General features: G+C 64.9%; 18 protein-coding genes. 4 read left to right on the top strand and 14 right to left on the bottom strand.

Annotated elements, in window-relative coordinates:
* Positions 1-155 precede the first annotated feature (155 nt).
* A complete protein-coding gene (locus WNB94_RS10270) occupies positions 156-1,793 on the top strand; it encodes a methyl-accepting chemotaxis protein (protein WP_341390283.1) in 1,638 nt (545 codons plus the stop codon).
* On the opposite strand, the gene WNB94_RS10265 is transcribed toward WNB94_RS10270, so the two are convergent.
* From WNB94_RS10265 to WNB94_RS10245, 5 genes are all read right to left on the bottom strand, one after another.
* Positions 1,787-2,830: a response regulator gene (locus WNB94_RS10265; RefSeq protein WP_341390281.1), complete on the bottom strand. Its 1,044-nt coding sequence runs from the start codon at positions 2,828-2,830 to the stop codon at positions 1,787-1,789. The two genes, WNB94_RS10270 and WNB94_RS10265, sit on opposite strands and share 7 nt — an antisense overlap.
* Complete coding sequence (locus WNB94_RS10260) at positions 2,817-6,224, bottom strand: MHYT domain-containing protein (protein ID WP_341390280.1); 3,408 nt, start codon at positions 6,222-6,224, stop codon at positions 2,817-2,819. Before WNB94_RS10260 ends, WNB94_RS10265 begins: the two co-directional genes overlap by 14 nt.
* Before the next feature lie 86 nt (positions 6,225-6,310).
* Positions 6,311-7,816 (bottom strand): chemotaxis protein CheW, encoded by a 1,506-nt coding sequence (locus tag WNB94_RS10255; RefSeq protein ID WP_341390278.1) that lies wholly within the window; start codon positions 7,814-7,816, stop codon positions 6,311-6,313.
* On the bottom strand, positions 7,813-10,236 hold the full coding sequence (locus tag WNB94_RS10250) for a PAS domain S-box protein (RefSeq protein ID WP_341390277.1): 2,424 nt from the start codon (positions 10,234-10,236) through the stop codon (positions 7,813-7,815). The genes WNB94_RS10255 and WNB94_RS10250 overlap by 4 nt, the downstream gene beginning before the upstream one ends.
* A gap of 101 nt (positions 10,237-10,337) precedes the next feature.
* Positions 10,338-11,054 carry a 5'-methylthioadenosine/adenosylhomocysteine nucleosidase gene (locus WNB94_RS10245; RefSeq protein ID WP_341390276.1) on the bottom strand — a complete coding sequence of 239 codons (717 nt, stop codon included), beginning with the start codon at positions 11,052-11,054 and terminating at the stop codon, positions 10,338-10,340.
* 58 nt (positions 11,055-11,112) lie between these two features.
* Here WNB94_RS10245 and purT point away from each other — a divergent pair, with 58 nt between their 5' ends.
* The gene (purT, locus tag WNB94_RS10240) at positions 11,113-12,369 is read left to right on the top strand and encodes a formate-dependent phosphoribosylglycinamide formyltransferase (RefSeq protein ID WP_341390274.1); all 1,257 of its coding nucleotides are present in this window, start codon (positions 11,113-11,115) and stop codon (positions 12,367-12,369) included.
* On the opposite strand, the gene WNB94_RS10235 is transcribed toward purT, so the two are convergent.
* Complete coding sequence (locus WNB94_RS10235; protein ID WP_341390273.1) at positions 12,356-13,141, bottom strand: Crp/Fnr family transcriptional regulator; 786 nt, start codon at positions 13,139-13,141, stop codon at positions 12,356-12,358. The two genes, purT and WNB94_RS10235, sit on opposite strands and share 14 nt — an antisense overlap.
* A gap of 142 nt (positions 13,142-13,283) precedes the next feature.
* On the opposite strand from WNB94_RS10235, the gene WNB94_RS10230 reads away from it, so the two are divergent.
* On the top strand, positions 13,284-13,604 hold the full coding sequence (locus tag WNB94_RS10230) for a HigA family addiction module antitoxin (RefSeq protein WP_341390272.1): 321 nt from the start codon (positions 13,284-13,286) through the stop codon (positions 13,602-13,604).
* A gap of 113 nt (positions 13,605-13,717) precedes the next feature.
* Here the strand turns inward: WNB94_RS10230 and WNB94_RS10225 are convergent, their stop codons facing one another.
* From WNB94_RS10225 to WNB94_RS10205, 5 genes are all read right to left on the bottom strand, one after another.
* A complete protein-coding gene (locus tag WNB94_RS10225; protein ID WP_341390271.1) occupies positions 13,718-15,217 on the bottom strand; it encodes an AMP nucleosidase in 1,500 nt (499 codons plus the stop codon).
* A 40-nt stretch (positions 15,218-15,257) separates the two neighbouring features.
* The gene (locus WNB94_RS10220; protein WP_341390270.1) at positions 15,258-15,686 is read right to left on the bottom strand and encodes an ExbD/TolR family protein; all 429 of its coding nucleotides are present in this window, start codon (positions 15,684-15,686) and stop codon (positions 15,258-15,260) included.
* Between the two features lie 7 nt (positions 15,687-15,693).
* Positions 15,694-16,350, bottom strand: a complete 657-nt coding sequence (locus WNB94_RS10215) for a MotA/TolQ/ExbB proton channel family protein (protein ID WP_341390269.1) — start codon at positions 16,348-16,350, stop codon at positions 15,694-15,696.
* Positions 16,351-16,373: 23 nt separating this feature from the next.
* Complete coding sequence (dapB, locus tag WNB94_RS10210; protein WP_341390268.1) at positions 16,374-17,201, bottom strand: 4-hydroxy-tetrahydrodipicolinate reductase; 828 nt, start codon at positions 17,199-17,201, stop codon at positions 16,374-16,376.
* An 85-nt stretch (positions 17,202-17,286) separates the two neighbouring features.
* Entirely contained in the window at positions 17,287-17,844 is a 558-nt protein-coding gene (locus WNB94_RS10205; protein ID WP_341390267.1) for an outer membrane protein assembly factor BamE, read from the bottom strand.
* Between the two features lie 124 nt (positions 17,845-17,968).
* Here WNB94_RS10205 and fur point away from each other — a divergent pair, with 124 nt between their 5' ends.
* Entirely contained in the window at positions 17,969-18,421 is a 453-nt protein-coding gene (fur, locus tag WNB94_RS10200; protein WP_341390266.1) for a ferric iron uptake transcriptional regulator, read from the top strand.
* Between the two features lie 15 nt (positions 18,422-18,436).
* On the opposite strand, the gene hprK is transcribed toward fur, so the two are convergent.
* The 3 genes from hprK to hpf all read right to left on the bottom strand — a co-directional run bounded on the left by hprK (position 18,437) and on the right by hpf (position 20,576).
* Positions 18,437-19,384 carry an HPr(Ser) kinase/phosphatase gene (hprK, locus tag WNB94_RS10195; RefSeq protein WP_341390567.1) on the bottom strand — a complete coding sequence of 316 codons (948 nt, stop codon included), beginning with the start codon at positions 19,382-19,384 and terminating at the stop codon, positions 18,437-18,439.
* A 24-nt stretch (positions 19,385-19,408) separates the two neighbouring features.
* Positions 19,409-19,879 carry a PTS sugar transporter subunit IIA gene (locus WNB94_RS10190; RefSeq protein WP_341390265.1) on the bottom strand — a complete coding sequence of 157 codons (471 nt, stop codon included), beginning with the start codon at positions 19,877-19,879 and terminating at the stop codon, positions 19,409-19,411.
* A gap of 349 nt (positions 19,880-20,228) precedes the next feature.
* The gene (hpf, locus tag WNB94_RS10185; protein ID WP_341390264.1) at positions 20,229-20,576 is read right to left on the bottom strand and encodes a ribosome hibernation-promoting factor, HPF/YfiA family; all 348 of its coding nucleotides are present in this window, start codon (positions 20,574-20,576) and stop codon (positions 20,229-20,231) included.
* Between the last annotated feature and the right edge of the window lie 117 nt (positions 20,577-20,693).

The following is a 20,693-nucleotide window of genomic DNA, read 5'->3' as shown; positions in this document are numbered from 1 at the left end:
TTGATATTGATCAAGAAGTTGTCGACGCGGCCGATAAAGCAAAGGCAAAGGGAGGTCAAGAACATGTCAAGGCAGTCGATATTCAGGCATCAGGGCGGTGCCCTGGCCCAGGCAGGGGGGCTCACGTTCCTGCTGATGACAGCGTGGATGCGTGCATGAGACTCAACCAACCCATCGTTGACCAGGCGTACCCCTTTCCCAAGGGCGAAACGCTGGTGTCCACCACCGACCTCAAGGGTCGCATTCTGTACTGCAACCCGGCCTTCATCCGGGTGAGCGGCTACAGCAGCGAAGAGTTGCTCGGGCAGCCGCACAACATGATCCGCCACCCCGACATGCCCGAAGAAGCCTTCCGGGACATGTGGGACACGATCGCTCGGGGCAAGCCCTGGTCGGCTGCCGTGAAGAACCGCCGCAAGGACGGCACCTACTACTGGGTGCAGGCCAATGTGACGCCGCTGATGCAGGGCGATCAGCCCACGGGCTACATGTCGGTGCGCACCGAGCCCACGCGCGAGCAGGTGGCCGAGGCCGAGGCCCTGTACCAGCGCATGCGCGAAGAGAAATCCAGTGGGCGTCTGGTGCACGTGCTGCGTGAGGGCCGCGTGCTGCGCAACACCTGGCTGGGCCGCTTGCACTTGGCCTTGCAGCCCGGCCTGTCTGGCAAGTTGACCTGGGTGACGGCCGCCGTGGCTGGCACAGCCTATGGCTGCGGACTGTGGCAGGGGCAGCACCCCGACAGCAGCGCGCCGCTGTACCTGGGCCTGCCCCTGATGGCTGTGGCCGTGTGGGGCACCCGAGCCCTGGTCAACCGCGTGGCGCTGGGCCCGATCCAGGCCCTGATCGACACGGCCAACCGCATGGCGGCAGGTGACCTGACGCAAGAAATCCAGACCGACCGGTACGATGTGGTGGGCCAGCTCACGCGCAGCCTCAACCAGCTCAGTGTGAACCTGCGCTCCATCGTGCGCGATGCGCGCAATGGTGTGGACGACCTGATGCACGCCACTCAGGAGATTTCGCTGGGCAATCAGGACCTGTCGGGCCGCACCGAATCGCAGGCCAGCAACCTGCAACAAACTGCGGCCTCGATGGAGCAGATCACCGGCACGGTCAAGCACAGCGCCGACCACGCAGGGCAGGCCTCGCAACTGGCCCAAGAGACACTGGCGATCACCCGGCGCAGCACCGCGGCCGTGCAGAACGTGACCAGCACCATGGGTGCGATCGAAGAGTCGTCGCGCCGCATTGGCGACATCATCCAGGTGATCGACAGCATCGCCTTCCAGACCAACATCCTGGCGCTGAACGCGGCGGTGGAGGCCGCCCGTGCGGGCGAGCAAGGCCGAGGCTTTGCGGTGGTGGCGTCCGAGGTGCGAGCGCTGGCCCAGCGCACGGCCACGGCCGCCCGCGAGGTCAAGCAACTGATCACCGACTCGTCAGAGAAGGTGCACCAGGGCAGCGAACTCACGGGGGTGGCTGCGGGCACCATGAGCGAGGCACTGCAGGCGGTGGAGCGTGTGGGGGCCCTGATCGAGACCATCAGCCATGGCGCCACCGAGCAGCTCTCGGGCATCTCGCAAGTGAACTCGGCGGTGTCTCAGCTGGATGGCATCACGCAGCAAAACGCGGCGGCGGTGGAGCAGATAGCCGCCGCCTCCATGAACCTGGCCAGTCATGCCCAACAGGTGGCCAACACGGTGCAGGTGTTCATGCTGGATGCGCAAGACAAGGCGCGCAGCGTGGATGCGGTGGCCCTGCGCAAGCAGATGAAGCAGGACACGGCTCACTGAGCCCAGTCAGCCCGAGAAGACGCGGCGGCCATGCCCGCACCGTCTTCTTTCCAGCGCTCCTTGATGGCCAGGATGGCCGATTGCTGAGCAAACAGCTGTTCAACAATCACCGGGTCAAAGTGCTTGCTGGCCCCCTCGGCGATGGTCTTGAAGGCTTCGTCCACTGGCCACGCTTTTTTGTAGGGGCGCTCGGTGGTCAGCGCATCGAAGACGTCGGCCACGGCCACGATGCGCGCTTCAATGGGAATGGCCTCTCCGGCCAGGCCATGCGGATAGCCGGTGCCATCGAACTTCTCATGGTGAGCCAGCGCGATGTTGCGCGCCATTCGCAGCAGGGATGAGGGGTGCTCGCCAATGATTTCAGCGCCAATGATGGGATGGCGTCTCATCACCTCCCATTCTTCGGGACTGAGCGGCCCAGGCTTGAGCAAAATTCCATCAGGAATGCCGATCTTGCCAATGTCATGCATGGGTGCTGCAGCCAACAACTCTTCAGCGGCAGGCTCGCTCCATCCGGTGGCGCGAGCCAGAACCTGCGCGTAGTGGCTCATGCGGATGACGTGCAAACCAGTTTCATTGTCCTTGTACTCGGCGGCCAGGCCCAGGCGCTGAATGATCTGCAGGCGGGTGTCGCGCAGTTCGTCTGCGCGCACAAGCGACAGGTGTGTTCGCACACGCGCCCTCACGATCGGGGCGCTGACTGGCTTGGTGATGTAATCAACCGCCCCCAATTCAAAGCCAGCCGTCTCGTCTTCGGTGCTGCTGAGCGCAGTCACGAAGATCACAGGCATGTCGGCGGTGCGGGCGTCGGCCTTGAGTTCTCGGCACACGTCCAGCCCGGTCATGTCGGGCATCATCACGTCCAGCAGCGCCAGTTGAGGGCGTTCGGTGCGTGCCAGCTCCAAGGCCTTGCGGCCGTCCTTGGCAAACAACAGGCGATAGTCATCCTGCAAAATCTGGCGCAACACCTGAAGGTTGGTGGCTTCGTCGTCCACGACCAACACGCAGGGCTTGCGTTCCTTGTCAACGGTCCACATGGGTGTCCTCCTCGCGGTGGTCTTGTGTGGGCACCTCGCTCATCAGGGCGCTCAACGCCGAGGCCGCCTGGTCAAAATCAAAGTCATCCACGGCCTGCAGAACTGCCAGGCGCTGCGGCTCATCCACCCAATGGGCCACGCCTCCCAACAGGGATTGCAGCTCCTGCTCCAGTGGCTCACCTCGCCGCAAGGCCGTCATCACCTGCCCGGCCAGCTCATGGGCCTGTGGGGCAGAGAGCCGGGGCGCGGCCGATGCCAAGACCTGCGTCTGCGCCGTGACGGCGCTGCTCAAGCCCTGCTGAAGATTGCCCAGCGTCAGCGTCAGGGCATCACGCATCTCAACCCACAGCATGGGCACCACCGCCAGCTCATGGGCACGCGCGGCATGCTCGAGAGGTTCACACGCCGCCGCCAGCAAACTCAGCCCCAGGTTACTGGCTGCGCCCTTGAGTCGATGAGCCTCTGCGGCCACACGAAGGGCTTCAGAGGGCGGGGTGTGGTGGTCCGTGGCGTCCAGCCAGGCTTGTTGATCGCGCACGAATCGTTGCAGGGCCTGCCTGTAGGCCTCCGTCTGCCCCCACCGGCGCAAGGCGCGTTGCTGATCGACGATCTCAGGGTTCAGGGGCAACCACGAGCTCGAATCCGGTGCCGTCTCAGTCATCGCCTGCCCCATGCCTGCCGGCGGGCCAAGGCCCGTCACTCGCGCCACCTCGGCCAGCAGCTGGGGAAGCTCAACAGGTTTGACGGCAAATCCGTCCATGCCGGCGTCCACGGCCGCGGCCCGATCTTCAGGCAACACGCTGGCTGACAGCGCCAGGATGGGCGTGCGCACACGGGCTTGAGACTGCTCGATCTCTCGGATCGCACAGGTGGCCTGCAGGCCATCCATCACGGGCATTTGCACGTCCATCAACACCACGTCAAACTCAGATTGGCGGAAATGATCGATTGCCTGGCGGCCGTCGTCGGCCACCACCACCGTGTGCCCCAACTGGCCAAGCGCAACCAACAACAGTTCGGTGTTCTGCGGCACGTCGTCCACCGCCAGAACACGCAAGGGCGGCAGACTCACGATGTCGGTGCCGCCGGCGGCCGTTGCCAAAGCCTCCTGTCCTGCACCCAAGGGCACGCAAACATGAAAGGTGCTGCCCTGCCCCAGCGTACTCTCCACCCAGATGCGACCGTTCATCAGCTCGACGAGCTGTTTGCTGATCGTGGTACCCAGGCCGGTGCCTCCGAAACGGCGGCTCATGGAGGCATCGGCCTGCGTGAACGGCTCGAAGATGCTCTGCAGCCGATCGGCGGGAATGCCGATGCCTGTGTCGCGCACCGCGAAATGCAGCATGTCAGCGTCGCGTTGAACCGTCATGGTCACACTGCCCAGTTCGGTGAACTTCACGGCATTGCCCAGCAGGTTGATCAACACCTGGCGCAGCCGGTGCGGGTCGCCGCGCACAAAGGGCTCAACCGATGCGTGCACATCATGGTGGAGGGTCAAGCCCTTGCGCGCTGCCTGAATGGCCTGCTCGGCACACAGTTGCGCCACAAAATCGCGCAGGTTGAAGTCCAGGCACTCCAGCTCCAATGCGCCACGCTCCAGCTTGGAGCTGTCCAGGATGTCATTGAGCAGGTGCAGCAGCGATCGGGCCGACCGGCGCACCGTGTCCAGGTGCTTGCGCTGAGCGTCCGGGATATCGTGGCTGCCCAGTACCACCTCGGTGAAGCCAATGATGGCGTTCATCGGGGTGCGGATTTCGTGACTCATGTTGGCCAGGAATGAGCTGCGGGCCGCTGCGGCTGCTTCGGCTCGTTCCTTCGCGTCACGAAGGTCTTCTTCCATCTGGCGGCGCTCGGTGATGTCCAGCAGCACCCCGTCGATGTACAGCGCCCGGCCCTCGTCATCGCGCACCAGGCTTCCGTTTCCCCACATCCATCGCCAGCCGCCTTCGCGATGGCGCAACCGAAACTCCAGCACGAAGGACTCGCCGCGCTGCACCGACGCCATGACCAGGTCGCTGACCTGGCTCACCTCATCAGCAGGCACCAGATCGGCGAAGCGCACGCGAGGGGAGCCCCCCAGGAAGTCAGCCACCTGAAATCCAGTGATGCGCTCCACCGCGTCGCTGATGAACACCATGGGCCAGCCCTTGTCAAGGCGACAGCGGTACGCAATGCCCGGGATGTTGGCGATCAGGGTGCGAAACTGCGCCTCGCTGGCACGAAGTGCCGACTCCATCTTCACGCGCTCGCTGACGTCGGAAACGTAGGCCACGAAGACGTCATGCTGATCGGCCACGGCCCGACCCAGCACCAGGCGCAGCGGCACGCGGTGCCCTTGGCGATGCTGCCCCTCCGCCATGAACTCCAGCCCCACCATTTGCTTGAGACGGTCAATGAACGCGGGCACGTCCTGCAACACTTGCGTGCGCAGCGGTTCGCACAACAAGGTGGTGACGTTGTGCCCGACCAACTCATGCCGAGACCAGCCATAGATGCGTTCGCCCCCCGGATTGACGCGGATGATCTGGCCTTGATGATCAAAAACAAGGATGCCGTCCAGCGCGGTGTCCAGGATGGCACTGAGTTTGTTTTCCTTGCTTTGCAGACGCTCGATCAGCTGTCGGTACTGGGCCAGGCCACTGGCAGCAGCCACCAGCACCGTGGCCACCACGGTCACCAGCGAGATGGACAGGGCCAAGGGCACCGGGTCCTGGAGATCGAGCACGCTGGGGTCCAGCGACTCGCCCATGAACCGGGCAGCGGCCATGCCGGTGTAGTGCATGCCCGAGATGGCCATGCCCATCACGGTACCCGCCAGGACATTGAGCACCACCGCCGACTGGGTGCTCATGAGGCGCCCCATGCCGAACCGGATCCACAAGGCCAGCACGACGAGCACCACCGCCACCACGATGGACAGCGCGAACATCCAGGGGTCATACCGCAGTTGGGCCGGCATGTCCATCGCAGCCATGCCCGCATAGTGCATGGCACCGATGCCCGCCCCGACCAGCACGCCGCTGACCAGCAGTTGACGCCACGACACGCGATCTTGCGCCAGCAACTGTAGCGCCACCCATGAAGCCCCGATGCTGGGCAACAGCGAAGCGGTCGTGATGGCCACGTCGTACTTGACCGTGGTGCACAGGGCAAACGACAGCATGCCGATGAAGTGCATCGCCCACACGCCGCACCCCAGGGCCAGGCTGCCAGCCAGCAGGGTGACACGCCGCAAGTGGGCGTTGTGCATGTCACGCGCCTGGGTGGCAGCGTTCAGGGCCATGGTCGATGAGAAGACCGCAATGGCCACCGACAGCGCCACCAGCCAAGGGTTGTAGCTGCCGTAGATCAGAAGCCCTGGGTCGACGTCCAGGGCAAATAGGAGCTGGATCATGCCGATGACGCCCGGAGTTTGCTACGCCGAGTCTGAGCTCCCGCCGAGCCCGGCATCCGTGAAGTAGTGCCGATTTAGGGGCCCAATCATGCGGCCACGGCTTCTCGCTGGCCCTGCTCGATGAGGCTGCGTGCGGCCTGTTGCAGGTCCAGCAAGGGCAGCATGCGTTGCTGGCCGGGCACTCCCACCTGCACCAACCGGCGTCCCGACAGGGCCTGCGCCAGAGGGTCGCCGCCAGGCTGCCCCATGGCGGGCAACTCGGGGGACCAGTCTGACGGCTCGATGGAGCGCAGGGCGGGCACAGCAAAGCCCACATGCTGCCCTTCATGCACCACCACCAGCACACTGACCGCGGGGCTGACTTCCGGCGATGCCAGCCCCGTAAGGCGACTCAGGCACATCACCGGGATGGACCGGCCACGGTTGACCAGGATGCCCAGCAAGGCACCTTGCTGCGCAAACACGCACAACCCGGGGTCGTAGGGCAGGATTTCGCTGACCTGTTCCAGCGGGGTGGCGGCATCGCCGCCCAGGGCATAGGTAAGCATCGACTGCGCCAACGATGCAGACTTGAATCCGTGCGCGTGGTCAGATGAGGTCTGACCATCGCTCATGGAGGCCAGGCTGATCAGCGCAGGGTGTTGTCGCAGGCCCTGTGCCGACAACCACAAGAACTGAGACACCTGCATGCCCAGGCGTTTCACGACGTCTTCACTGAGTGCCGACGTGGGCACAGCACCTTCGAACAAATCACGCGCAGGCAAGGCATAAGCGGGCACGTGCAGGGCCGATTCGGCTGGCGCCCGTACCACGTCCAGCACTTCCCCCATCAACAGAGCCACCTCGCCCTCGTCGAGTGTGAGCACGAACGCCTGCATGCCAGCAGAGACGTCCATGGCCCCCAGGCCGCACAGCGACTGCAGGTCCACGGCCGGAATGTCTCGCCCAGCATGAGACACCACGCCCAGGCAGTGCCCCTGGGCCAGGGCGGAAGGGCGCAGCGCCGGCGCCGGTATCGTGCCGGCCACCGCCATGGCGTCAATCGCCATGGGTACCCGACCACAGCGCAGGAGCATCAGTGGGTGCGAGTCATCGCTGCGCTCCAGCAGCCCTTCACCCACCTGCTGACGTTGCGGCTCTGGATCGACCACCGACACCACCCCTGGCAAGGAGAACACCGAAGCCACGGACAAGAGGCAGACCTCTCGGTCCTGATCGCTTCGGTACACATTGGCGGCCAGAATGGACGCCACAGGATCTTGACCCCGCATGGGGTGCAGCGTTGACGGTTCGCACGAGAACACGCCCGTGACCGCATCCGCCGCCAGCGCCATGATCTGACCTTCGTGAACCATGACGATCAGACAGCCCCAACGTTGGATCTGTGGTCCACGAGACAGCACAGTCGAGAGGTTCACCACGGGTACAAGGGTGCCACGCAATGACAAGGCCCCCATGACCGCCGCCGAAGGACTGGGAATCTCTACCAGCTCGCACCAGGGATGGACCTCGCGCAATGACGTCAGTGGCAAAGCCATCGACATACCGGCCAGCTCGAAGCCGCCGTAGTGTCGCAGCGGTTCGTGGCTCACGGGACAACCCTGCCGTCAAGCACCAGCGCTTCGATGAGCGAGGAGACCGAATGAGCCACCTCACGCTGCTGCTCTGCCTCTTTGGCAATCTGCTGCACGCTGTGACCAGCCCGACCCACGCTGGACATCACCCCCTCGAACTTCTGGGCGGCGTCTTTGCTGACCTCGGCACCGGCATTGACCTGAATCACCGACTCATCAATGAGTTTGGCGATCTCGCGGGCCGCTTGCGAACTCCGCTCGGCCAGCTTGCGAACCTCGCCCGCCACCACCGAGAAGCCGACGCCGTGCTGGCCGGCCCGCGCCGCCTCGATGGCCGCATTGAAGGCCAGCAGATTGGTCTGGTTGGCAATCTCGCTGATCACCCGAACGATCTCCGACATGCGCAACGAGCTGGCCTGGATGGCATCGATCATGGTGATCGATCGCTGCACAGCCTCGAAGCCTGATCGGGCGGCCAACGTGGCCTGCTCGGAGGTCTCAGCCGCCACACCGCTGTTGGCCGCGATGTTGGTGATGCTGTCGATCAGGCTTTGCACGCTGTGGGCCATGTCCCGTGACTTCGTCGAGATGTGCTGCTCCAGCTGCACTTCCTTGGTCACGTCATGCGCGAACTTGACGATCTTGACCACCTGCCCGTTGGCATCCAGTATGGGGTTGTAAGTAGCCTGGATCCACACGTCACGACTGTATTTACCCACCCGATGAAAGCGCCCGCTGATGAACTGGCCCTCATTGAGGCGCAACCAGAAATCTCGATACTCTTCGCTCTGGGTGTGCTCGGGCGTGCAGAACATGCTGTGGTGGTGTCCTACGATCTCGCGGGCCGTGTAGCCAATGGTCATCAGGAAGTTGCGATTGGCCGACAGCACGTTGCCGTCCAGATCGAACTCGATCACCGCTTGCGCCTTGTCGATGGCGGACAACTTGGCCTCATGTTCGACGTTGCGCATCTTCTGCTGCGAGATGTCCACAGCGTATTTCACCACCTTGGTGGGCTTGCCGTCCCGACCAAAGATCGGGTTGTACGTGGCCTGGATCCAGACCTCTTTGCCATCACGACCCATGCGCCGGAATTCGCCTGACACGAACTCGCCGCGGGCAAGGCGATCCCAGAACGCCTGATAGGCGGCCGAAGCCACCTCTGCGGGCGTGACAAACATCCGATGAGGGCGCCCCTTCACCTCATCCAGGGCATAGCCCAGCAAGCGCAAGAAGTTGTCGTTGGCGCTCAGAACCTTGCCCTGCAGGTCAAATTCCACGACGGCCTGAGCCCGATCAATGGCCGCCACCTTGCCCTCCAGGTCCAGCCGGCTGGCATTGAGGGCGGTCACGTCCTGCGAAATCACCAGCACCTTCGCCAGCTGACCATCCGGGCCCATGACGGGGCTCATGGTGGAGGCCCACCACACCTCTCGGCCGTCAATGGCACGGCGCCGAACCTCGGTCTGCAACCCTTGTCCAGCACGCAGACGCCGCCAGCCTTCCTGGTAAGCAGGATGGTTGATGTCGTCTTCGAACATGAAATCACTTTCGAGCTTGCCCACCATATCGGCCTGGCGATAACCCATGGCCTGACACCCCACGTCATTGGCCGCAAGGATCAGCCCTTTGGCGTCAAGCTCCAACAAGGCATGGCCGGCACCAATGGCGTCCACACGGGCTTGATTCTCCAGCGAGGCCATGCGAGACGCCGTGATCTCGTGGCAGTACATGACCACCTTGTGCGGACGTCCCTCGGCGTCCAGCACCGGGCTGTAGGTGGCGTGCAGCCAGACGTGTCGACCACCATGGGCCAGACACAAGTAGTCGTCTTCCAGCGATTCTCCCTGCCCCAGCTTCAGCCAGAAGCTGCGATAGGCGCCGCTGCGGGCCTCATCAGGCTCAATGAACATGCGGTGGTGTTGTCCCACCACGTTGTCTTCGCGGTATCCCATCGTGGACAGAAACATCGCGTTGGCCATCAGCACGGTGCCGTCGAGCGAAAACTCGACCACGCCTTGCGAGCGCGAGATGGCGGCCAGCCGTGAGGCATCCTCGAACGAACGGGCTTTGGTGTCGGTGATGTCGCACGAGAACTCCATCACCTTGCGCAGTTGGCCAGACGCATCCATCAAGGGCACCCACCCCAGGCGCAACCACATCAAACGTCCATCGGCATGACGCCGACGCCATTCACCCATGTGGCACTGCCCTGCCAGCACCGTGGCCCACACCGTGTGAAATGCTGCCTGCTCTTCCGGCTCAATCCATTGGTCGACGCCGCGCGCAACCAGAGCCTCTGGACGATGGCCCAGGCTGCGACAACACACCTCGTTGACCTGGGTGATCTGCCCATCGGCGTCGTATTCGGTCACCATCTGTGACGTCATCACCGCTTGGGCGACATCCTGCTGAACCAGATCGGACGATGTTGTCATGAGCTCTTCTCCGCCGCTACACGCATCGGTATCGGCGCGGCGCCTGAAGCCTGTAGTGCATGGCACCGGCTGCGGCGGCAGAAGTGCACAAAATGATCAAGTTACCGCTTGGAACGCGCCGACAGCAGGGCCATCACGATGGCCATTGACCGGGGACTGGCCACCTCGGCGATGAAGCGCCCGAAATCCTGCGGCGCAGCCTCATCGGCGCGGTCAGAGATGGTGCGGACGATGACGCAAGGCCTGTCGAATGCGTGACACACCTGGGCCACGGCGGCGCCTTCCATCTCGACGGCCAGGGCGCCAGGCAGGCGTTGCACCAGCTCGGCCACCTGGCCGGCCGACGCCACGAACTGGTCCCCACTGAGCACCAGCCCACGGTGCACAGGTTGGGGCTGCGCCTGCGCCACGACACCCACAACCTCGTCGATGAGCGCAGCGGGCGCCTGCAGGTGACTGAGGCCCAAGCCGGGCAATTCGTGGCGCGCAAACAGGGGCGAGGCGTCCATGTCGTGCTGCACCAGGGCGTCGGCCACCACCACATCCCCCACCTGCACCTGGGGCGCCAGGCCCCCGGCCACGCCCGTGAACCACAGCTCATTGACCTCGAAGGCCTGCAGCAGCAAGGTGGTGGTGATGGCCGCCGCCACCTTGCCGATGCCCGACAGCACCACCACCACCTCCACCCCTTGCAGTTGCCCACACCAGAACGTGCGACCGCCCAGCGTCACCGGGGTGTCGTCCACCATGCGGTCCAGCAAGGCCTGCAGCTCTTCGGGCATGGCGGCCATGATGCCGATGCGATTACTTTGATTCATGCGTGCATCATCCTTGAAAATGCACCGTCTCACTTCTTGCCGATCAGCCCCCCACACCATGAGCACCACCGCACACACCCAGCCCCTGGGCACCCCTTTGTCTCCTTCGGCCGCCCGCGTCATGCTGCTGGGCGCTGGCGAGTTGGGCAAGGAGGTGCTGATCGCCCTGCAACGCCTGGGCGTGGAAACCATCGCGGTGGACCGCTACGAGCACGCCCCCGGCCAACAGGTGGCGCACCACAGCCGCACCATCGCCATGAGCGACGCGCAGCAACTGCGCGCGCTGATCGAGGCCGAGCGCCCTCACCTGGTGGTGCCCGAGATCGAGGCCATCGCCACCCCGGTGCTGGAGGCCCTGGAGGCCGAGGGTGTGGTGCGCGTCATCCCCACCGCCCGCGCCGCGCGCCTGACCATGGACCGCGAGGGCATCCGCCGCCTGGCCGCCGAAACCCTGGGCCTGCCCACCAGCCCTTACCGCTTCTGCGACTCGCTGACCGAACTGCAAGCCGCCATCGAGGGCACCGATGGCCAGCCTGGCATCGGCTACCCCTGCATCGTCAAACCGGTGATGAGCTCGTCCGGCAAGGGGCAGAGCAAGATCGACGGCCCGGCCGACGTGGCCAAGGCCTGGGCCTACGCCATGGAGGGCGGACGCGTCAGCCACGGCCGCGTCATCGTCGAAGGCTTCATCGATTTCGATTACGAGATCACCCAGCTCACGGTGCGTGCCGCCGGCAGCGGGGCCCAGCAAGGCGAAGTGGTCACCCACTTCTGCGAGCCCATCGGTCACATCCAGGTCAGCGGCGATTACGTGGAGAGCTGGCAGCCCCACCCCATGCACCCCGAGGCCCTGCGCAAGGCACGCGAGATCTCCAAGGCCGTGACCGACAACCTGGGCGGCCAGGGTCTGTTTGGTGTGGAGCTGTTCGTCAAGGGCGAGCAGGTGTGGTTCAGCGAGGTGAGCCCCCGGCCCCACGACACCGGCCTGGTCACCTTGTGCACCCAGGTGCAAAGCGAGTTTGAGTTGCACGCGCGGGCCATCCTGGGCCTGCCAGTGGACACCCGCCTGCGCAGCCCGGGCGCCTCGGCGGTGATTTACGGCGGCGTGGACGCCCAGGACGTGGTGTTTGAAGGCGTGGCCGAGGCCCTGGCCGAACCCGGCACCGACATCCGCCTATTTGGCAAACCCGAGAGCTTTGTGAAGCGCCGCATGGGCGTGGCCCTGGCCTTTGATGCGGACCTGGACACGGCACGCACCAAGGCCAAGGCGGCGGCGGCCAAGGTGGGGGTCAAGGTGGGGGTCAAGGCCCGCTGACCGCCTTGAGCACCCAGGGCGGCACCGCCATGCCGGGGTAGACCACCGGATCGAACGTGCCCGCCCGCACCACCAGGTGCTCCAGTTGCAGGATCTCGATCTCGGCGTAGCCCAGGCGCAGCAGGCCATCACGCTCCAGGCGGCGCAAGGCTTTGTTGATGGTTTGCCGAGACACGCCCAGCATGCTGGCCAGGTGCTCCTGGGGCAGGCGCACACGGCGGCGCCAGTGGCCCCAGACGAGCTGCCCGGCGTTGCTGGCCGACAAGACCAGGCGACGGGCGACCTGGTCGTCCACCGACAGTTGATCTCGGTCTTCGGTGGCCGCCTGCAGCCCGCGCAGCCGGGCACAGGCCAGGCGCGACAGTTCACGCCAATGCCGAGGGTGCGCCTGCAGCCAGGCGTCCAGGCGGGCCTTGGGCACCGTGAGGATGCGGCTGTCCTGGTCGGCGATGGCGTCCAGCGAATGGGGTTGCCCGTCCAGCAGCGACAGCTCGCCAAACCATTGATACGGCTCCAGGTAAGCCCACAGGCGCTGCGCGCCGCTCACCGGGTCGTCCGAACTGATCTTCACGGCCCCGGCCAGCACACAGTGCAGGCCATCGGCCTCGCTGCCACGGGCAAACAAGGTGTCGCCGGCCGACAGGTGCTGCAGCCGGGCCTGCCCCAGCAAGGCCAGCTGAAAACCATCTTCACACGTGGCAAACCAGCCCTGGCTGCGCAAGGCGGCCAGCAGGCCCGCAGGGACAGCGCCCGACGCACGAATTTCATCCATGGAACGTTCAACGTTATAGGGATATACCCCTACACCCCCTGAAATGGTTAGATGCAGAGCGTAACATTGTCACCGGATTGACAATCTAAATCCCCCGAAACTCATACGATAGGTTCACTGAAGTCGAACTCTGCGTGAAATCATGAACAAGTCACAAGCTCAGCATCCCGGTGCCATCCTGCGTTCGCAGTTCATGGAAAAACACGGTCTGTCGGCCAGTGGCCTGGCCATTCGCCTGCACGTGCCCGCCCCCCGTGTGAACGACATCGTGCGTGAACGCCGCGGCGTCAGCCCTGACTCCGCGCTGCGCCTGGCACGCTTTTTTGGCACCACGCCCCAGTACTGGATGGACCTGCAGACGGCCTACGACTTGCGCGTGGCCGAAGAGCAGGCCGGCGAGCAAGTGCGCCGTGAAATCACGCCCGTGAAGGTGGGCGCCAACGGCATGGCCCTCGCCGCCTGATTCATTGGCGCCACACACCCCCTGAAGGGGGTGTTTCGTGCGCGACACCAAGCTTGTCACATAAAAACCCCACCCTGTCGGGTTGGGGTTTTTTCATGGCAAAAACAGGCGGGTCACTGGAACGCCACTTCGGCAAAGCTGCGCAGCTTGCGGCTGTGCAGTTGCCCGGCCCGGTTGGCCCGCAGGCGCTCGATGGCCCGCAGGCCGATGCGCAGGTGCTGGTCCACCCGCTCGCGGTAGAACTGGTTGGCCATGCCGGGCAGCTTGAGCTCGCCGTGCAGGGGCTTGTCGCTCACGCACAGCAAGGTGCCATAGGGCACCCTGAAGCGAAAACCGTTGGCGGCGATGGTGGCGCTTTCCATGTCCAGCGCGATGGCGCGACTCTGGCTGAAGCGCCGCTCGGGCTCGCGTTGGGGCAAGAGTTCCCAATTGCGGTTGTCGGTGCTGGCCACGGTGCCGGTGCGCATGATGCGCTTGAGCTCGTAGCCGTGCAATTGCGTCACATCGGCCACCGCCCCTTCCAGCGCCAGCTGGATTTCCGCCAGCGGCGGGATCGGCACCCACAGAGGCAGGTCCTCGTCCAGCACATGGTCTTCGCGCACGTAGCCATGGGCCAGCACGTAGTCACCCAGTTGCTGTGAATTGCGCAGGCCGGCGCAATGGCCCAGCATGATCCAGGCATGCGGGCGCAAGACGGCGATGTGGTCGGTGATGGTCTTGGCGTTGGCCGGGCCCACACCGATGTTGACCATGGTGATGCCACCGTGGTCACGGCGCACCAGGTGGTAGGCCGGCATCTGCGGCAGGCGCGGTGGGGGCACGCCCTCCCGCCAGTCGGGATCGGGCGTGACGCCCGTGCGCCAGGTGATCACATTGCCAGGCTCGACGAAGGCGATGCAGTCGTCGTCATCGCGCGGGTGGGTGGGGTCGGGCGGGGTGGCCATCAGATCACGGCCCAGGCGCACGAACTCGTCGATGTAGAACTGGTAGTTCGTGAACAACACGAAGTTCTGGAAGTGCTCGGGTGAGGTGCCGGTGTAGTGGCGCAGCCGGTGCAGCGAGTAGTCGATGCGGGGCGCCGTGAAGAGCGCCAGTGGCCGGGGCTTGCCACCACGCGCCTCGTGGGTGCCATTGGCGATGCCATCGTCCATGGCGGCCAGGTCGGGCAGGTCGAACACGTCGCGCAGCAAGGTGCGGCGCTCGGGGCTCATGTTGCCCTCCAGGTGCTGGTCTTCGGCCAGACAGAAGTGCACGGGGATGGGCTCGGCGCTCAGTCCCACCTCCAGCAGCACCCCATGGTTGGCCAGCAGCAGTTGAAACTGGTGGCGCAGGTAGGCGGCAAACAGGTCGGGCCGGGTGATGGTGGTTTCGTAAAACCCAGGGCCGGCCACAAAACCGTACGACAGGCGCGAATCGGGGTGCGCCACCGTGTCGATGTGGATGCGAACGAAGGGGTACTTGGCCCGCACGGGCTGCTTGAAGGTCTCGCCGGCCACGAACCGGGTCAGGCAATCACGCAGGTGGGCAATCTGGCTGTCGTAGAGGTGGCGCACGTAGGCCAGGGCGGCCTCGGCATCGTCAAAACGCTGGGTGGTGAACTTGGGCGTGGACATGGCAGGCTGCAGCCCGGTGGCTGCGACGGGAGGCGATGCCTCATTGTGCCCCGCCGGGCGCTGCCGTGATGAAGGCCAGACGGCGAAGCCCCGCCTGTTGCAGAAGCGCCATGGTCTCGGCCACCTTGTCGTAGCGCACCGACTTGTCGACGCTGAGGTGCACCTCGGTGTCCGGGTTGCGTTCGGCCAGGGCCTTGGCCTGCGCGGCCAGCGCCTGCATCGAGGTGGGCTGCTCGTCCAGGTGCACCACCCCGTTGGCGGTGATGGCCACCGCCATCACCTGGGGCACGGTATCGGGCGCGGCGGCCGCGTCGGTTTCGGGCAACTCCAGCTTGAGGCGCGACGTCATCAAGGGTGCGGTCAGCATGAACAAGATGAGCAGCACCAGCATGACGTCGATCAGCGGCGTCATGTTGATCTCGCTCATGGGGGCATGCCCCTGTTCGCGCTCCAGCCGACCAAAGGCCATGGTGCTCTTAACCCTTCGCGCGCAAGGCCAGCGCGGTTTCACGCAGGTCGTGCGCGAAGCCTTCCAAGTCGGCCTCGCTGGCCGTGACCAACTTGCCAAACAGGTTGTAGGCGATGACGGCGGGGATGGCCACGGCCAGACCGGCGGCGGTCATGACCAGGGCCTCGCCGACGGGGCCGGCAATCTGATCGATGCCCACCGAGCCTTCCGCACTGATGCGCAGCATGGCGTGATAGATGCCCCAGACGGTGCCCAGCAGGCCCACAAAGGGCGCCACCGCCCCCACGGTGGCCAACCACACCAGGCCCAGTCGCAAGCGGGCGAGCACCTCGTGCAGCGCGTCGCGCAGGGCGCGGGTGAGCTGGGCCTCCGGCGTGGCCTGGGCGCCCAGGCTGCGTGCGTCCACCGGCGCATGGGCCGCATCGGCCAGGGGCAGCAGCACGCCTTCGCGGTCCAGCGGCTGCAAGGCCTGGCGGGCGGCCGTCACATCGCTGGCGGCCCAATAGTGTGCCGGGGCGCTGCTCAGGTCGTGCCGCACACGGCGCAGCACCCAGCCCTTCCAGAACACCAGCACCCACGAGCCGATGGACATGACCAGCAAAGTGAGGGCCACGGCGCGCGACACCGCATCGCCTTGCTGCCAATACATCAGAAGGTTGCCCATGCTGGCCTCTCAGGCGATCAGGTTCACTTCAGGCCCAGCACGTCGTCCATGCCGAACAGGCCATGGGGCTGGTGCGCCAGGAAGCGCACCGCGCGCAGGCTGCCCTGGGCATAGGTGGCGCGGCTGGACGATTTGTGCGTGATCTCGATGCGCTCGCCGATGCCGGCGAACAGCACCGTGTGGTCGCCCACGACATCGCCACCGCGGATGGTGGCAAAGCCGATGGTGGAGGGGTCGCGCTCGCCGGTGACGCCCTCACGGCCGTACACGGCGCATTCCTTGAGGTCACGGCCCACGGCCTCGGCCACCACCTCGCCCATCTTCAGGGCGGTGCCGCTGGGGGCATCCACCTTGTGGCGGTGGTGGGCCTCGATGATCTCGATGTCGTAGCCCTCTTTGAGCGCCTTGGCCGCCTGGGCCAGCAGCTTGAAGACCACATTGACGCCCACGGCCATGTTGGGGGCCATGACGATGGCGATGTCGCGCGAAGCGGCGTCGATCTCGGCCTTTTGTTCGTCGGTGAAGCCGGTGGTGCCGATGATCATCTTCACGCCCAATTCGCGGCACACGCGCAGGTGCTCCAGGGTGCCTTCGGGGCGGGTGAAGTCAATCAGGTATTGGGCGTTACCCAGGCCCTGGCGCAGGTCGGGCGTGATGGCCACGCCGCTGCTGGCGCCCAGGAAGGCGGCGGCGTCAATGCCCACGGCCGGGCTGGTGGCCACGTCCAGGGCGCCGGCCAGGCTGGCGTCAGGGGCGTTCATCACGGCTTCGACCAGCATGCGGCCCATGCGGCCGGAGGCGCCAGCGATGGCGATGCGGTGGGGGGCTTGCTCTGTGGGGGTGGTGCTCATGGCGATGGGTGCTGAGGCCTGCGGCAAAGGCGCTGGCCGAAAGACGCAGACGGGAAAAGCGCAGGCGGGAAAGGACGGAGACAGCTCAGGGGCGACCGGCTTCCAGGGGCGGGTAGTCGCGGATGGCGCCTTGGGGCTGGGGCTGTGACACCTCGGTCTTGGCGGGCACCGGCAACGCAGCGATCTGCTCCGGGGTCAGGTCTTTAGGGGCTTCCTTGTCTTTGACGGGCCGGTCGATGGAGGACACGAACTCGCGCTCGGAGGGCATCTCGCCCGCGTCAAAGCGTTTGACGACATCGCCGTCGAAGAACACCGACACCACGCGCTTCTGGTCAGGCACGCCCTGGCGACGCAGGGTGAAGACGTAATCCCAGCGGTCGGCATGGAAGGGATCGACCAGCAGGGGCGTGCCCAGCAGCTCGCGCACCTGCATGCGGCCCAGGCCGGGTTGCACCAGGCCCAGCACCTCCTGGGTGACGACGTTGCCTTGCACCACGTCGGCACGGTATGGCGTCAGCAGCCCGAACAAGGTTTCGGGGTTGCGCAAGGAGGTGGGTGACGAACTGCAGCCGGCCACCAGGGCTGACAGCAGAACCACAGACCCCAGCAGGCTGGCGCGTCGACTCGACAAGGTGGGCTTCATGGTGCGGAAAATCCAGAGACAGGAAGGAACAAGGGCTGACCGGTGACCGGGATTTGCCCAAGCCGATATCATCGGGCATTCTAGCGGGGGCTGTGCCGGCCTGCCCGTCTGTCCGGAGACCTCCATGAACCAAGCAGAAGAACTCAAGAGCAGCGGCCTGAAAGCCACCCTGCCCCGCATCAAGATCCTGGAAGTGTTCCAGCAGGCCGAGCAACGGCACATGACGGCCGAAGATGTCTACAAGGTGCTGCTGAAAGACGGCTCGGACATCGGGCTGGCCACGGTCTACCGGGTGCTGATGCAGTTTGAACAGGCCGGCTTGCTGTCGCGCAACCACTTCGAAGCCGGCAAGGCCGTGTTCGAGCTCAACGAAGGCAAGCACCACGATCACCTGGTGTGCGTGAGCTGCGGGCAGGTGGAAGAGTTCTACGACGCCGAGATTGAACGCCGCCAGCAACAAATCGCTGAAGAGCGGGGCTACAAGCTGCACGACCACGCCCTGTCGCTGTACGTGGTGTGCAACAAGCCCGAATGCCAGGCCAAGGTGGGCCACCCACGCCACAGCCACCACGGCTGATGGCCGCCTCAGGGCTCAGTCGCCACCGCGCTCCATGGCGCGCTGGTGGCGCTCGATGAATTCCTTGTAGGTGTCGATGCCGCGCAGCTGCAGCACGGTGTTGCGCACAGCGGCCTCCACCAGCACCGCCAGGTTGCGGCCCGCGTCCACGGCGATCACCACCTTGCGCACCGGCACACCCATGATCTCTTCGAACAGCGGCTCGTAGGGCAGGCGTTCGAACTCGCGCTCCATGGTTTCCTTGCGCACCAGGTGCACCAGCAGCTTCAGGCGCATCTTGCGCCGCACCGCCGTTTCACCAAAGATGGCCTTGATGTCCAGCAAGCCGATGCCGCGCACTTCCAGCAGGTTTTGCAGCAACTCGGGGCAGCGTCCTTCGATGGCGGTGCGCGACACGCGGTACAGGTCCACCGCGTCATCGGCCACCAGGCCGTGACCACGCGAGATCAGCTCCAGGCCCAGTTCGCTCTTGCCCAGGCCGGATTCGCCCGTGAGCAGCACGCCCAGGCCCAGGATGTCCATGAACACGCCGTGGCGCGTGATGCGCTCGGCAAAGTGCTGCGTGAGGTAGCTGCGCAGCACGTCGATGACGTGGCCCGCAGGCTCTTTGGTGACGAACAGCGGGATGCCCGCCCGCCCGCACATGGCCATGAGCTTTTCGCCCGGCGGCATGGCATCGGCGACGACCACCATGGGGGGATCGAGCGTGACGATGCGCTGGATGCGCCGCTCCTGGTCTTCCGGGCTGGAGTTGGAGAAATAAGCCGACTCGTGCCGCCCGACGATCTGCACCCGGTAGGGGTGGATGTAGTTCAGGTAACCCACCAGGTCGGCCGCCGACTGCGCCGACTGCACCGCCGCCTCGTCAAATCGCCGCTCGGGGTTGGCGTGGCCCGCCACCCACTCCCAGCGCAAGGCCGCCCTGTTGTCTTCGAACAGCGCCTCGGCGCTGATGACGGCCAGATCCTTGAGGCTCACGGTGTTTGATCAGGCCACGGAGCGCAGCGGCTGCCAGGTTTCGATGATGTGATGCACAGTGCTCGCCTCGGATTCGTTCTTGAGGCGATCGCGCAGTTCACGGTTGGACAGCAACTCGGCGATCTCCGAGAGGATTTCGAGGTGCCGCTGGGTGGCGGCCTCGGGCACCAGCAGGAAGATCAGCAAATTGACCGGCTCGTCGTCAGGGGCATCGAACGGGATGGGCTGACTGAGGCGAATGACCGCCGCCAAAGGGTTCTTCAAACCCTTGATGCGACCATGGGGAATGGCCACGCCGTGCCCCAGACCGGTGGAGCCCAGACGCTCACGCGCGAACAGGTTGTCCGTGACGGTGGCCCGGGCGATGGCGTGCTGGTTTTCGAACAGCAACCCAGCGTGCTCGAAGACGCGCTTCTTACTGCTGGCGTCCACGTCCACCAGCACCTGGCTGACGGGGAGGATGGCTGAGAGACGGTTCATCTTGTTACAAACGGGGCTGACGGCTGGGCCTTGGTCCCCGCCTCCGGGGTCGGATGAGGGGCGGATTATAGGGACAGCTTGGCATCTCTGCAGACACCTTGCGATCGTCTATTTGGGGGATTCTGCACCTTATGCTGCAGCGCAGCAAGTGTCATATTCCCCATTCCTGGGCTCCGCGCCCCAGGGCAGGGCCCATGAAACCCATGCTAGGCGCGTCAAGATGGGGACATTTCATGAAAAACGGCCCCGAAGGGCCGTTAACTTGGTGCCTGCCTGTGGCGGGCGACCCGGTCGCAGATCGCACCAAGCACGCTGTATCAATCAGGCTTGCGGCATCAGCGTGTGCTTCTCATGCAGCGTCCAGGAAGGCATCCTGGCGCTTGAGGGCTTCGTGGTGATGGTTCTGCACCTTGCTCTTGTGGCGACAGACCTGGCGGTCCAGCTTGTCAACCAACTGATCAATGGCGGCGTACAGATCTTCATGGGCGGTTTCGACGAAGATGTCCTTGCCCTTCACGTGCAGATTGACTTCGGCCTTCTGGCGGCGATCCTTTTCCTTTTGCTTTTCAACGGTGAGCAGGACGGAGATGTCCACGACTTGATCGAAATGTCGGGTGACCCTGTCGAGCTTGGTGAGCACGTACTCGCGCAATGCGGGAGTCACTTCCAGATGGTGGCCACTGATCGTCAAATTCATGCTGCCTCCTTTCGAGAGCAGAAGCGTTGAAGACACCCGGCCGGCGAAGTCGTCAACCGGGAATTCAGTGTGCGCCTGTCGGCCCCGCATGACAAGCCCATGACATCAGTGTTTGTA

It is taken from the genome of Aquabacterium sp. A3, assembly GCF_038069945.1.
Taxonomy (GTDB): Bacteria; Pseudomonadota; Gammaproteobacteria; order Burkholderiales; family Burkholderiaceae_C; genus Aquabacterium.
The sequence above is the reverse complement of the archived record's forward strand: the minus strand, read 5'-3'. Positions and strand labels throughout refer to the sequence as shown.

Bases quoted from the DNA above. Each gene is read 5' to 3' on its own strand.
- WNB94_RS10230 (WP_341390272.1), top strand. From the start codon at position 13,284: ATGAACAAGTCACAAGCTCAGCATCCCGGTGCCATCCTGCGTTCGCAG.
- purT (WP_341390274.1), top strand. From the start codon at position 11,113: ATGAGCACCACCGCACACACCCAGCCCCTGGGCACCCCTTTGTCTCCT.
- fur (WP_341390266.1), top strand. From the start codon at position 17,969: ATGAACCAAGCAGAAGAACTCAAGAGCAGCGGCCTGAAAGCCACCCTG.
- WNB94_RS10205 (WP_341390267.1), bottom strand. From the start codon at position 17,844: ATGAAGCCCACCTTGTCGAGTCGACGCGCCAGCCTGCTGGGGTCTGTG.
- WNB94_RS10220 (WP_341390270.1), bottom strand. From the start codon at position 15,686: ATGGCCTTTGGTCGGCTGGAGCGCGAACAGGGGCATGCCCCCATGAGC.
- dapB (WP_341390268.1), bottom strand. From the start codon at position 17,201: ATGAGCACCACCCCCACAGAGCAAGCCCCCCACCGCATCGCCATCGCT.
- WNB94_RS10250 (WP_341390277.1), bottom strand. From the start codon at position 10,236: ATGACAACATCGTCCGATCTGGTTCAGCAGGATGTCGCCCAAGCGGTG.
- WNB94_RS10260 (WP_341390280.1), bottom strand. From the start codon at position 6,224: ATGATCCAGCTCCTATTTGCCCTGGACGTCGACCCAGGGCTTCTGATC.
- WNB94_RS10265 (WP_341390281.1), bottom strand. From the start codon at position 2,830: ATGTGGACCGTTGACAAGGAACGCAAGCCCTGCGTGTTGGTCGTGGAC.
- WNB94_RS10270 (WP_341390283.1), top strand. From the start codon at position 156: ATGAGACTCAACCAACCCATCGTTGACCAGGCGTACCCCTTTCCCAAG.
- WNB94_RS10215 (WP_341390269.1), bottom strand. From the start codon at position 16,350: ATGGGCAACCTTCTGATGTATTGGCAGCAAGGCGATGCGGTGTCGCGC.
- hpf (WP_341390264.1), bottom strand. From the start codon at position 20,576: ATGAATTTGACGATCAGTGGCCACCATCTGGAAGTGACTCCCGCATTG.
- WNB94_RS10235 (WP_341390273.1), bottom strand. From the start codon at position 13,141: ATGGATGAAATTCGTGCGTCGGGCGCTGTCCCTGCGGGCCTGCTGGCC.
- WNB94_RS10225 (WP_341390271.1), bottom strand. From the start codon at position 15,217: ATGTCCACGCCCAAGTTCACCACCCAGCGTTTTGACGATGCCGAGGCC.
- WNB94_RS10190 (WP_341390265.1), bottom strand. From the start codon at position 19,879: ATGAACCGTCTCTCAGCCATCCTCCCCGTCAGCCAGGTGCTGGTGGAC.
- WNB94_RS10245 (WP_341390276.1), bottom strand. From the start codon at position 11,054: ATGAATCAAAGTAATCGCATCGGCATCATGGCCGCCATGCCCGAAGAG.